The sequence below is a fragment of the Saccharicrinis aurantiacus genome (genome assembly GCF_001660705.2).
GTDB lineage: Bacteria > Bacteroidota > Bacteroidia > Bacteroidales > Marinilabiliaceae > Saccharicrinis > Saccharicrinis aurantiacus.
Genome location: NZ_LYBV02000031.1, coordinates 241051 through 254515, shown reverse-complemented (window position 1 = coordinate 254515; position 13465 = coordinate 241051). Strand labels below are relative to the sequence as shown.

Annotated in this window: 10 protein-coding genes; 5 read left to right on the top strand and 5 right to left on the bottom strand. The window is 34.0% G+C overall.

What is annotated here, in order from left to right:
* Positions 1 to 5 precede the first annotated feature (5 nt).
* The 3 genes from A8B35_RS15055 to A8B35_RS15045 all read right to left on the bottom strand — a co-directional run bounded on the left by A8B35_RS15055 (position 6) and on the right by A8B35_RS15045 (position 4087).
* Complete coding sequence (locus tag A8B35_RS15055) at positions 6 to 497, bottom strand: YkgJ family cysteine cluster protein (protein ID WP_245820799.1); 492 nt, start codon at positions 495 to 497, stop codon at positions 6 to 8.
* Positions 487 to 1380 (bottom strand): DMT family transporter, encoded by an 894-nt coding sequence (locus A8B35_RS15050; RefSeq protein ID WP_075603372.1) that lies wholly within the window; start codon positions 1378 to 1380, stop codon positions 487 to 489. The genes A8B35_RS15055 and A8B35_RS15050 overlap by 11 nt, the downstream gene beginning before the upstream one ends.
* 142 nt (positions 1381 to 1522) lie before the next feature.
* Complete coding sequence (locus A8B35_RS15045; protein ID WP_075603371.1) at positions 1523 to 4087, bottom strand: glycoside hydrolase family 2 TIM barrel-domain containing protein; 2565 nt, start codon at positions 4085 to 4087, stop codon at positions 1523 to 1525.
* Between the two features lie 166 nt (positions 4088 to 4253).
* On the opposite strand from A8B35_RS15045, the gene A8B35_RS15040 reads away from it, so the two are divergent.
* Together A8B35_RS15040 and A8B35_RS15035 are read left to right on the top strand one after the other, a co-directional pair.
* The gene (locus A8B35_RS15040; RefSeq protein ID WP_139314909.1) at positions 4254 to 5855 is read left to right on the top strand and encodes a tetratricopeptide repeat protein; all 1602 of its coding nucleotides are present in this window, start codon (positions 4254 to 4256) and stop codon (positions 5853 to 5855) included.
* 47 nt (positions 5856 to 5902) lie between these two features.
* On the top strand, positions 5903 to 8155 hold the full coding sequence (locus A8B35_RS15035; RefSeq protein WP_075603369.1) for a helix-turn-helix domain-containing protein: 2253 nt from the start codon (positions 5903 to 5905) through the stop codon (positions 8153 to 8155).
* Positions 8156 to 8219: 64 nt separating this feature from the next.
* Here the strand turns inward: A8B35_RS15035 and A8B35_RS15030 are convergent, their stop codons facing one another.
* Together A8B35_RS15030 and uppS are read right to left on the bottom strand one after the other, a co-directional pair.
* Positions 8220 to 9398 (bottom strand): hypothetical protein, encoded by a 1179-nt coding sequence (locus A8B35_RS15030; RefSeq protein ID WP_075603368.1) that lies wholly within the window; start codon positions 9396 to 9398, stop codon positions 8220 to 8222.
* Positions 9399 to 9422: 24 nt separating this feature from the next.
* Positions 9423 to 10136 (bottom strand): polyprenyl diphosphate synthase, encoded by a 714-nt coding sequence (gene uppS / locus A8B35_RS15025; protein ID WP_075603367.1) that lies wholly within the window; start codon positions 10134 to 10136, stop codon positions 9423 to 9425.
* 152 nt (positions 10137 to 10288) lie between these two features.
* Here uppS and A8B35_RS15020 point away from each other — a divergent pair, with 152 nt between their 5' ends.
* The 3 genes from A8B35_RS15020 (at position 10289) to ilvC (ending at position 13137) form a co-directional block, all read left to right on the top strand.
* Positions 10289 to 10504, top strand: coding sequence for a sensor histidine kinase (locus A8B35_RS15020; RefSeq protein WP_262506938.1), 216 nt, complete (start codon positions 10289 to 10291; stop codon positions 10502 to 10504).
* 77 nt (positions 10505 to 10581) lie between these two features.
* Positions 10582 to 11463 carry an AraC family transcriptional regulator gene (locus A8B35_RS15015; protein WP_083634474.1) on the top strand — a complete coding sequence of 294 codons (882 nt, stop codon included), beginning with the start codon at positions 10582 to 10584 and terminating at the stop codon, positions 11461 to 11463.
* A 198-nt stretch (positions 11464 to 11661) separates the two neighbouring features.
* Positions 11662 to 13137, top strand: a complete 1476-nt coding sequence (gene ilvC / locus A8B35_RS15010; RefSeq protein WP_075603365.1) for a ketol-acid reductoisomerase — start codon at positions 11662 to 11664, stop codon at positions 13135 to 13137.
* Positions 13138 to 13465 lie beyond the last annotated feature (328 nt).

Genomic DNA, 13465 nt, shown 5'->3' with positions numbered 1-13465 from the left:
TTACACTACGAATACGTATCCTTTAATGTTTCAACAACTTCGTTAACAGCCGGACATACAAAAGTGTTTTTATAAGTAAGATTTAAAATCTGATAAAACCTTTTTCTATCCGTATGGGGATATTCTTTACAAGCGCGCGGACGAGCCTCGTAAATCATGCAATAATTATCTGGCATTAAAAATGGGCACGGTGTTTCCTTAAATACATAATCATTATCCTCATCCTGAATAAAGTACTGATCCATAACCTCTGGTCTTTTCATTTTGAGGTGACGGGCTATTTTATCAATATCTCTATCTATAATTATTGGACTTATTGATTTGCAACAATTGGCACACTCAAGACAATCAATTTTCTCAAAGGCATCAACATGCGCATCATGAGTAACAGCATCCAAATCCTTTGGCTTTTTTTTTCTCAATCGAGTTAAGAATGCTTTATTTTCCTTGGCCTTATTCAGGCTCATTTCTTTATATCGTTCTAAATCAAGCTTCACTTTTTGTAAATTTAATTTGAGAAATAAATAGTCCGCATATTACAATGGTAATCCCAATTATCTTTTGCATATCAATAACATCTCCTCGGATTAGCCAAGCAAAAAATGCTGTAAAAACAGGTATCAGATTTATAAACATATTTGTTTTTGTAACACCCAGTTTTTTGATAGCCTTAGTAAAAAAGATAAACGCAATTGAAGAGGCAAAAATAGCTAACTGCACAATGGCTAAAACGGAAGAGGAAGATATACTAGCTTCGAACAACGTTTTTACATCGAGAATCAAAAAAAGCGGCAAAAACATAAAAATTCCGATAAAACTCTGACATGCAATTATAGTAACTGGAGGGTAAACGTTAGCCAATTTCTTTAAGGTAACCGCATAACCTATAGTAGAAAAAACGGCCAGAAACATCAGTAGTATTCCAACCAATGAGGCTGCTAGCTCAAAGCCATTCTCAAAAATCATTATCCCAACTCCGAAAAATGAAATAATTAAGCCGCCAATAGTTAAAGGAGAGATTCTTTCTTTATACAAAAGCCACCCAAATATTGGAGTAATTAATGGAATTGTTGAAATAATAACGGCTGCCAATGTGCTCGATACCAACTTCAGACCAAAGCTCTCGCCCATAAAATACAGGAATGGTTCGAAAAAAGCTAGGGTTACAAATACCTTATAATGCTTACGCTGAATAGGAACCCACCTTTTACTTACTTTTAAAAAGGCAATTAGCACAAAAGCGCTTATTATAAGACGAAAAAAAATGGTGCTAATTGGATTAAAGGACTCGTATGCAACTTTTGACCATACAAACGAGAACGCCCAACAAACCATTGCTATTAAAACATATAGATATGTTCGGATACTTTCTTTTGACATTGCGTTATTTAAGGCCACAAAAGTAAATAATTCTCGAACAATCTATATGTCACTTATAAAAATAAATAATTATCAATTCTCTCTATCTAACTTAGTAAGCTGAGATCGATTAAAATTGAAGAACTCAGCTTAATACATAATTTTATTCCTTAACAATTACTTCTAGCATTTTATTCTGTGCCAAACCAGATTTTGCTTTAGCTGAAACTTTAATAGTTGAGGGTATATTGGTGGCTTGTAGCATTAATAAACATCTTCCAAATTCGGTGGGTACTGTCATACCTTTAAAACTAGCTAGTTTCTTAGTATTTCCACAGTCTGTCCCTAAAAATCGATGCTCACCATTAATTTCAAAAGTAATTTCTGTATCCACATTTTTAACTTCCCTACCTTTTTTATCAATAAGTTGAGCAACTACATGAACAACATCGGTATTATTGGCAAGGATTGATTTTCGATCAGGAGTTAATCGAATGGCCGCTGGTTCGCCAACAGTCTCAAGAGAAGTAGATACTCTTTTACCGTCTTTTGTTCCCTTGGCTACAATTTTGCCATCCTTATAATTAACTGCCCATTTGTATGTATAATCATCCTGATCTTTCAGATACTGTTTTCCTAATGACTTACCATTCTGGAACAACTCAACTTCAGGACAATTTGAATAAACTTCAACAATTGTAACTTCTCCATCATTATAATTCCAATGAGGATTTACATTTTGCCACTCTCTAGGAGCCAATTTCCAATATCCTTTTTTCTTTTCTACAACCTTACCATTCTCCGCAACTTTATAAACCGATTTCTTCTGCGTTTGCGAATACATGCTAATTACCGGAATATCATCGCGCCATAAGGCTTTAAACATGTAATAAGATCCGCGAGGAAAACCAGCAATATCAAGTGGTCCCTGCGGTGTTACCTTGTCAGGCCAATGCTTTACTCTGCGTTCGCCCATGTAATCTACTCCAGTCCATAGAAATAATCCTGAAATAAAATCTCTATCCTTCACTGCTTTCCATTCATAATAACGAGGTACATTTTCTGTTCCCATCATTACCTTATCGGGATACGTTTTTTTGAAATAATCATATTTATGAGGCTTATAACTAAAACCTACAATATCTAACACATCGGTATATCCTGTTTCAAAACTAGAAGTAGGTAAAATACAATTGGCGGTAACCGGACGTGTTGTATCTAATTCGCGTGTCCACTTTGCTAATTTAGCTGCGGTTGTACCCATATTAAATGTTTGCTCAGGAAAGTTCTTCCAGTATTCGCGCACTTGCTCCGGCGAGTGTGGGGGTATTTCGGTGCGCCAATTGGTCCAATCCATTTTATTGTCCTTATCTTCTTCTTTAAAAATACCTGTTGCTCCTCTGTTACCAGCATAAGTCCATTCAATTTCATTACCAATACTCCACTGAAAAATACTAGGGTGATTACGACTCGCTAACATCACATTTTTTAAATCCGTTTCAGCCCACAATTGAAAGTGCTCAGAATGGCCACGAGTTATATAATCTACAACCTTATCTTGCATATTGAATCGCTTATCCTTAGGCAAATCCCACTCATCGTAAAATTCATTTTGCACCAAAAACCCCATTTCATCACATAGATCTAAAAACTCGTCTGAGGCTGGGTTATGTGCACTCCTAATTGCATTACATCCTCCATCTTTCAATAATTGAAGTCTTCGGCGCCAAACATCCTTCGGCACAGCTGTACCAACAATTCCGGCATCGTGGTGTAAGCACACTCCTTTAATCTTCATATTTTCTCCATTTAAGAAAAATCCCTTGTCCTTATCAAAATGGAAAGTACGTATTCCGAAAGTAGTATTTCGAGTTTCAAGAACTCTGTTATTTAGCAGAATTCGAGATTTAGCCATATATAAGTTAGGCGTTTGAATGCCCCATAACTGCGGATTTTTAATATCGAAATTTTGCTCAAAAGTCACTTTATCATTCGCATTTACTGAAACAGGAGTCTCAACCGTACTTACTTTTTGGCCCTTCGGATCGTAAATATCAGTTATTAGAAGAGCTTCTTCTTTAATGCTATAATCATTGGCTATCTCTATTTTTAAATTAGCCACCGCAAGTTCATCGCTTACTTTTGGAGTGGTAATAAATGTTCCCCAAACAGGAATATGCAACTTATCAACAGTTAACAACTGTACATTTCGGTATATACCAGACCCAGTATACCATCTAGAATCGGCATACCTACTGTGATCAACACGAACAGAAATTCGATTTTCTTGTCCTTCGGGAGCTAGCAAATCTGTTAAATCATAATAAATTGGGGCATAACCATAAGGGTGATCGCCAATACGCATCCCGTTTAACCAAAATTCGGCATTGTTATAAACACCATCAAAAATGATATAGCATTTCTGATCATTATTAATTGGGGTATTAAAAATCTTACTATACCAACCAATTCCCCCTGGCAAATAGGCTGTACAACCTTCTAGTTCTTTTGAAAAATCATAAGCAATACTCCAATCATGAGGTAAATCGAGCTTTTGCCAATGTTTGGGGCTGTAGGTAGTTAATGAATAGTTCACAGAATCTGACTCCGTAAAAAACCATCCATTATTAAAATTTTCTAGATTTGCTTTTTGCGCTGAACACAAAAAACTGAAACTTATTAAAAGAGTAACTAGACTTAATTTTAATGATAATTTTTTGTTTTGCATTTTTATCAATTTGAGTTCTTATTAGCTATTGCAATTTTATGAATCGAAAGTCTTAATTTCTATTTTTGCACTAGGACAAAAATGAGACATTGAAGATTTTTAATGAGACACAAGGACAGCCCTCATCTTGTACGAAAATTACTAATTAATTGTATATATGTATTTTATGAAACTTATTTTACCAGTATTATTCTTTAGTCTATTTTATTATTCTGCTTTAGCAGTAGACAAAGACGATACTAAAAATTTATCGTATGATGATATGCAGAATTTAAGTATTACCTCTGTTTCTAATCCTGATTCGGCTATTATACTCCTTAAATTAATACACAATACAGCTACGTCAGATTCGGATACTACCAAGTTGTTAGAAGCTATTCTTACATTAAGTGATATCTATCGTGTAAACGAAAAATATAGTTCTGCATTTGATTATGGGGGTCAGGCGCTTTTTTTGGCGGAACAGTTTAAGGATACTTTTTTATTATCAGAGGCTTATAATAAATATGGTATTCTGAACTATTTGTTCTACCAAAAAGATGATGCCATAAAGTATCTAAATAAATCAGTTGAATTATCGAAGAATCTAAAAAAAACAAATGGTAATACTCCACAGTTGCGATCAAGATATTTTAACCTCGCTTTAGCGCATAGAAAATTTGAGCACTATAATATGGCTCTTACTTATCTTGATTCTTGTTATGCTCTCGGGAATAAAGAAACGCCTTACATCGATTCCGAAAAGGGGATAATTCTGTTAAAGCAAAAGAAATATAACGAAGCCATCCCTGTTTTAATTGCTTCGGCAAAACAATTTGAGAAAATTGAGGACCTTAAGGATCCGAAAAATACAAAAGGCTACTTATTAGTTATTTATGCACATTTGGCCGAAGCTTATGAGGGAATAAAGGACTACACGAAGGCCTTACAACACTACTCTAAAGCATATTTATCGCTTGAAAATAATAAGAGATACATGAGCCATAAGGCTTCGATTCTTGAAAGGTATGGATGGCTCGAATACAAAGTAGGACGGTATAGGCAAGCATGTGAACGCTTACGTAAAGCCTCTGAAATAAACGAAAAGCACTTTAGCACCCGAACCATAAGTAATGCTGATTTCTTAACCACACGCGACAAGTATCAAGAGAGCATCCAACAAAAAGATAAAGAAATTGCAATACAGAATCTTTTAATTGCAGAGCATGAAAAAAAAATGTTGCGCATAAATGTTATTCTCTATTCTTTAGTTCTCTTTATTCTACTGTTCATAATCTTTATCTATACCAAGCATAAAATAAAAAAACAAAAACGTGCTTTTATTGAAATAGAAGAAAAAGAAAAGGAAGCCAAACTCCAGCTTGAGCAAAAGAATAAAGAGTTAACAGCTTCTACTTTAAAACTGATTGAAAAAGATGAGCTGGTTGATCAATTATCTATGCATCTAAAAAACATAGCATCCAATAATGAAATCGATGGTCTTTTAAAATCAATTTCGCAGCAAAGTAAAACACTTTGGGATGACTTTAATAGTAGGTTTATGGCCGTTAACGAAGGATTTTATGAGAATATAAACACCAGTTTTCCCGAATTGAGTCCTGCCGATCTAAAAATATGTGCTCTTATCAAACTTAACTTCTCAGGTAAAGAAATGGCGCACCTATTAGGAATATCAATCAATAGTGTGAATAAGGCACGCTACAGACTGAGAAAAAAAATGAACTTAGATAGGGAAGTAAATTTGAGTACTTATATTTCTTCGTTTTAAAAAACGAATCAATTCATTAATTTGCAGTGCAATAATAAAATCAATTTATGAATCAAAATACAGCAAGCTTAACCGACATTCTTTCACAATTCATTAATACCACCAATCAGCATATTTTCTTAACAGGAAAGGCGGGAACTGGTAAAACTACCTTTCTTCGTAATATTGCCAAAACAACACATAAAAATATAGTGATTGCTGCACCCACTGGCATTGCTGCTATTAATGCGGGTGGAGTTACTTTGCATTCTTTGTTTCAGATGCCCTTTGGCGCTTTTATTCCAGATAATGAAGGGTTGAATTCTATCCCTTTAAATTCTGTTGCTATTAATAGTCCTCGAACTCTATTGAAGGGATTTCATATGCACAAGAATAAAAGAAGTGTATTACAAAAAATGGAACTTCTAGTTATTGATGAAGTGAGTATGCTTCGTGCCGATTTATTAGATGCTATTGATTTATTGTTAAGAACCGTTCGAAGAGAAAGAAACATCGCATTTGGTGGAGTTCAGGTTTTATTTATTGGCGATTTATTGCAACTTCCTCCAGTTATAAAAGATGAAGAATGGAGGCATTTATCTATATATTACAAAGGGGTTCATTTCTTTAATGCTCAGGTTTTGCAGCAAGCTCCATTATTATACATCGAATTGGATAAAATTTATCGCCAATCTGATGCGCAATTTATAAATCTATTAAATAACCTGCGCGATAATATAATTACGAACAACGATATTGAATTACTTAATCAATTTTATAAACCCAACTATCAGCAAACCTCTGATGATGGCGTAATTCTATTAACAACGCACAATAGAATTGCCGACGAAAAAAACTCAACAACTTTGGCTAAAATTGAACAGCCAGAACAAACTTTCAGAGCAACTGTAACCGATGATTTTAAGGATTATAACTATCCCGCAGAAGAAAACCTCAAACTAAAAGTAGGTGCTCAGGTAATGTTTATTAAAAACGACTATTCGGGCGATCAGCTCTATTTTAATGGAAAAATTGGACATGTAGAATCTTTCTTAGAAAATGAAATAACCGTCAGCTTTACCGATGGTTCTGAATCGGCCACTGTTGAGCCCTATACTTGGGAAAACAAAAAATATGTACTTAATAAAAATAGTAACGAAGTTGAGGAGTCTGTCGCCGGCACTTTTACGCAATATCCTCTTAAATTAGCCTGGGCAATTACGGTTCACAAAAGCCAAGGCTTAACTTTTGATAAAGCTATAATAGATGTTGGTAATGCTTTTGCTCCTGGTCAGATTTACGTAGCACTATCTCGCTTGCGCGATATTAAAGGCTTAATTCTTACTTCAAAATTACCTTCGCAAGGAATCCCTATTGATAATAGCTTGAAGGAATTTAGCAAACTCAAGAAACAGAAAGAAGAATTGATGCCCGCATTAAAAGAAGCATCCAATTTATACTTACAAAGTTATGCATTGTTTGCCTACGATTTCAACAGCTTAATGCAGGAACTTCGTAATCACCTAAGTAGTTACAATAAGGATAAAAATAGATCGGTAAAACAACAACACAAAGAATGGGCTTCAAATTTGGTTAACGCTTCGCAAGGCATTAAAGATGTAGCCGATTCTTTTAGAGCACAGATTTATAAAATAACTAATAGTAAAGAAGATGGGTACCTATCCATACTTAATGAGCGCATAGAAAAATCAATTGCTTACTTTGAGCCTTTAGTCAAGAATCTTCACGACCAGGTAAGAACTAAAATGGGTGAACTTACAAAAGCCAAAGGTGTAAAAGCTTATCAAACCGAGTTGGTTGATATATCAAACCTATATTACGGTCAGTTACAACGTATTTATAAAGTTAAGGCTCTTATTGACGCCACACTAGAGGGTACTGATGTAAGCAAGGATTCTATTAAAAATCCTGAATTTAGCGAAACACGAGAAATTGTTGAATCCAAAAAGAAAACTCGTACTGCAAAAGAGAAAAAAGATCCTAAAACACCAAAGATTCCAACTCATCAAATATCTTACGATTTATACAAGTCGGGCAAAACCGTAGAGGAAATTGCCAAAGAACGTTCTTTTGTGACCATGACAATTGAAGGTCACCTAGCTAAATATGTACAAACAGGAGATTTAGATGTAAAAGATTTTGTTGCTCCTGAAAAAATAGCACCCATAGAAAAGGAAATACATAAGTTGGATGATTTTGCGCTTAACCCAATAAAAGAAGCACTAGGCAGTAATTATAGCTATGGAGAAATTAAAATGGTAATTGCCTGGATGAAATCACAAATTGAGGGAGAAGAATAGAATTCGACAGAAATTATTAGTCAGCTATCCTTTCTTTATGACAGATTAGCTGACTAATATATTACTATTCATAAATAGCCAATGGATCCTCTGAATTAAAAACAGTTTTAATGTTCATTATACGAGCAAAAACTATCCACCACAACCAACAAAATACTCCAAAAGGTAGATAACCAGCATACCCTAACAATGGCATCTCAGAAATATGAAAGACATCTACAAATGGGATAGCATATTTCCAATATAAAGGTGATTCGATGAATGAAACTCCATCTCTTGAAATACTTAAATAGTTCTGCAATTCTAGAATAAATCCTTCTAATAAATAAGTTAGCGCGAATAAAAGTACAGGACTCCAATTACCCTTTGAGATCTCTTTTACTGGACTCCAAATTCCTAATTTATCTAATATTGCAGCTAAAGTAATTGGTAAAGAAACCCAGATAGTTACAAACATATATTTAGGTAGCAAGCCAGTAATAAGCATCGATGCAAAACTAAGAATAATTAGTATAGTTATAATCTTTGAAGAAATAACCACCTTAGGGCCATTTGAGAACCGAGTAGACAAACTAGGTATTGTTTTAAATAAACAGTACCATTCAAATGCTAAAGGCATTAATCCTGATGAGGTGATTATAGCGTACATAAGAATCTCTTGAGAGCTCATAATTCGTGCATAGGGATAATACCAGTAGTTTTCAACAAAAAAATTGATGAATTCATAAATCATCCAACCTGGAATTGAAGCCAAACCTATACCTATCAACTCATGAATATGCCTACTAACCAAAGATTTTCCATTATTCCTTATAAAAACCCATCCATCAATCATCAAAATTGCTCCCCAAAATAATGGAATATCAGACCAATGGAGCCACCATAAAAGAACTGAAGAATGAGTCCATTGCAAGCCTACTGTAATTCCCCAAAGTACTAATCCAATCCAAAACCAGACAGGCAGTTTTCTCTTTTTAAATTTATTACGTGGTATAACTAACTTCTTAAACCCAAACATTTTTGGATACATATAAAGTAGTAACGACGGGATAATAAAGACCACGGTAATTAAACAAAAAATTGTCCAATTCAACGGGTCAGGTGTCGAAGCTTCTATTGGAGGATATCTAAAAAAAGTTTCAGGAAACTCACCATTATAATAAATTAAAGAACCTAACCATGGCAATAAAGCAAAGCTAAATAACGTAAGTAAAAGATATACTACTTTTTTTAATTCTGACATATTAAATTAGTTTGTTATTATTTACTAAAATCCACCCCAATCTTTTCTCTGAGCTAAAACAGCTCCAAATTTACGTTCACTTTCTTTGAACTTATGAATTGCAATATTAAATTCTTCACAATCAAAATCTGGCCAATATACAGGTGTCGAATAAATCTCTGCGTACGCAGACTGCCAAAGCATAAAATCAGAAAGTCGTGTTATAGTAGGATCTTGAACACCTGTTCTAATTATAAGATCCAGAGGTGGAAAATCTATTGAATCAAGATATTTAGTAAAATCATCTGAGGAATTTGCATAGGCTTTTTCTACGGCACGTTTTATCTCATTTTGTCCCCCATAAGCCATAGCAATTGCTAAAGTACCTTTATTATTTTCTGAAGTTGCGAGAGTTACGTCATCAGCCCTTTCCTGAATATGAATAGGTAATTTAGTTAAATCACCTAAAAATCTCAAACGAATATGTTCCTTATTTAACTTCTTTTTGGCATAACCTAATTTGGAATAAAATAGTCTAAACAAATGTTGTTTCTCCTCATCAAATCGTTTTTCTATATTATCTAATGATAATGCATAGACAGTTAATGTTTCAACCCCCAAACTTATTGCATGATATAATATATTATCAATATTCTCTGCTCCTGCAATATGTCCCTGCCATCTTTGTTTTCCTCTCTGCTCGGCCCACCTGCCATTTCCGTCCATGATGATGCCAACATGTTTAGGTACACTTTTCATATCATATAGATTTAGTTAACAGTACAAACATAACCATAATCACAATACTAGTAAATTAAATAACTAAAAATTATTATTTGAATCATTACTAATAAATATTGGATACATTTATAGCCCAGAACATAATTAACAGATATAGTAGTTTTATCTAAATAAAAGATGAAGGGCCTGGGATTACTGAAGAAGACCAAAAACTGATGTTTAAACTTTTCCAAAAACTTTCAGCAAGACCAACCAATGGTGAAAGTTCAAATGGCTTAGGACTCTCTATAATTAAAAAGCTCACAGATAAACTACATGGCCAAATAAAAGTTAATACCAAAATTGGAGAAGGAACTGAGTTTATAATTGAACTACCTAAAAAGTAAAGTGTTTTAATATCATTGTTGTTATCATTCTGAAGTCTTATTTTTGCGATAGCAATTAACAAATTAAAAACTGCTTTGTGGCTCAAAATATCCCAACATATAGTTTAAATTCATTTAGCAACGCTAAACACTTAAGCCGTCAATTTCAGGTTGAGGTATTTGATGCAAACCGCCACTTTAAAGTTAGCTACCCACATCGCCACGACTTTTTTGAAGTATTATTTCTTACCAAAGGATCAGGCTTTCATGTTATCGATAGTAGCAAATATAAAATTGAGCCCAACACAGTATTTTTTATGTCGCCTGGGCAGGCACATAAAATTGAGTTTTCATCGGATATTGAAGGTTACATATTTATTTTTACCTCCGAATTCTATCTTATAAATAAGAATAACAATAATCGCTTATTAGAATTTCCATTCTTTTTCACCATCAATCAAGATAATCCACCTTTGATTTTCTCAGATGAGAATGATGCTAGATTTCTAATTCAATTATTTACACAAGCCATTGTAGTTACAACAAAATCCGACTCCCCTAATATGGAGTTATTAAGATCTTTACTTGATACCATATTAAATTACTGTGCGTCACTTTACAAAAGTGATGAGTACGAACTAAGTACAGGTAAAGGTCATTTATTGGTAAAACGTTTTTTTCAGTTAGTTGAGGAAAATTACCAAAATAATTTAAGCGTAAATCAATATGCTGAGAAGCTAAACATTACTTCTAATCATCTTACGCAAACCATTAGACAACTCACAGGTAGAACTTCTAACGACATACTACAATCAAAACAAATCCTAGAAATAAAACGACTCCTAATACATACAAACCTAACAGTCACACAAATAGCTGACCAATTAAATTTTACAGATCAGTCTTATTTTACAAAGTTTTTTAAAAAGAACACAGGTATCACGCCTCATAAATTTAGGACTTCGTACTCTGATTCCTGAATGCATATTCATACAAAGAATATACAATCCACGAAAAGTACCTAAATTATCCTCTTTTGTCTGTATTCAGCTTCATTTTTTATATGTTGATTTGTAACATCATGATTTGTACATTGCATGGCAGAGTTTAATACTCTCCTCATTTAATTATAAATCAATTGTTTATTTTTAAGTTAATCACATTATAAAATATAAAAGATGGCTAATTATTTTAATACTTTACCGTTGCGCGAGCAGTTAAACCAATTAGGGGTTTGTGAATTTATGGATATCTCAGAATTTGCTGATGGTGTTGATAAATTAAAAGGAAAAAAGATTGTTGTTGTTGGTTGTGGTGCACAAGGACTAAACCAAGGATTAAACATGAGAGATTCTGGTCTTGATGTTTCTTATACACTTCGCCCTGCTGCAATTAAAGAGCAACGTCAATCGTATAAAAATGCCACTGAAAATAACTTCAAAGTAGGAACTTATGAAGAAATGATTCCTACCGCTGATATGGTTATTAACTTAACTCCAGACAAACAACACACCAATGTTGTTACTGAGGTTATGCCATTAATGAAAAAAGGTGCTACACTTTCTTATTCACACGGTTTCAACATTGTTGAAGAAGGCATGCAAGTGCGCGAGGATTTAACTGTTGTAATGGTTGCTCCTAAGTCTCCAGGTTCTGAGGTTCGCGAAGAGTACAAACGTGGATTTGGTGTTCCAACATTAATTGCTGTTCACCCAGAAAACGATCCTAATGGCGACGGATTAGAAATCGCAAAAGCTTATGCTGTAGGTACGGGTGGTCACAGAGCTGGTGTATTACATTCATCTTTTGTAGCTGAAGTTAAGTCTGACCTTATGGGTGAGCAAACTATCCTTTGTGGTTTATTACAAACTGGTTCTATTCTTTCCTTTAACAAGATGGTTGAAAAAGGAATCGATAAAGGGTACGCTTCTAAATTAATCCAATACGGATGGGAAGTAATTACTGAAGCATTAAAAATTGGTGGTATCACTAACATGATGGATCGCCTTTCAAACCCTGCTAAAGTTGAAGCTTTCAAATTATCAGAAGAATTAAAAGATATCATGCGCCCATTATTCCAAAAGCATATGGATGATATCATGAGCGGAGAATTTTCTTCTACGATGATGGCTGATTGGGCTAACAATGATAAAAACCTATTAACTTGGAGAGCTGAAACTGGCGAAACAGAATTTGAGAAAACTCCTGCTGGCGATGTTGAAATCTCTGAGCAAGAATATTTCGATAATGCTACTTTATTAGTTGCTTTTGTAAAATCAGGTGTTGAATTAGCATTTGAAGCAATGACTGATGCTGGTATTAAAGAAGAGAGCGCTTACTACGAGTCATTACACGAAACTCCACTAATTGCAAACACTATCGCTCGTAAAAAATTATACGAGATGAACAATGTAATTTCTGATACTGCTGAGTACGGATGTTACCTATTCGATCACGCTTGTAAGCCTTTATTGGTTGATTTCATGAAGAAAGTTGAAACTGATATTATCGGTAAAAACTTCAACGAAGGAAAAGATGCTTCTGTAAGCAATATGGAATTAGTTGAAATTAACGAAGCCATCCGTTTCCACGATGTAGAAATTATTGGTGCTGAGTTAAGAGGTGCAATGGGTGCAATGAAAGCCATTGTATAGTAACTTAAGATACAATTAAAAATATCAACCCTGTTTTAGTTATTCTGAAACAGGGTTTTTATTCATAACAAACCTATATTCTCATCAAATTTAGTCTTAAAGAAGACCTTCAAATTTTAAATATGAGAGTGCAACCTATATATCCAATAGGATATTTTTGCTGATTAAGATTTTGTGAATATTTTTCCATTAGTTATTGAGTCCTTACTACTAATAAATATCATGTGATATTTATCACTATTGTTTATTCATAAGCCCTCAACCCCTATGGATTAGCGAACAATTATTCATTTGAATATTCAATTACACCTTTGCTTTAACAAGGAGC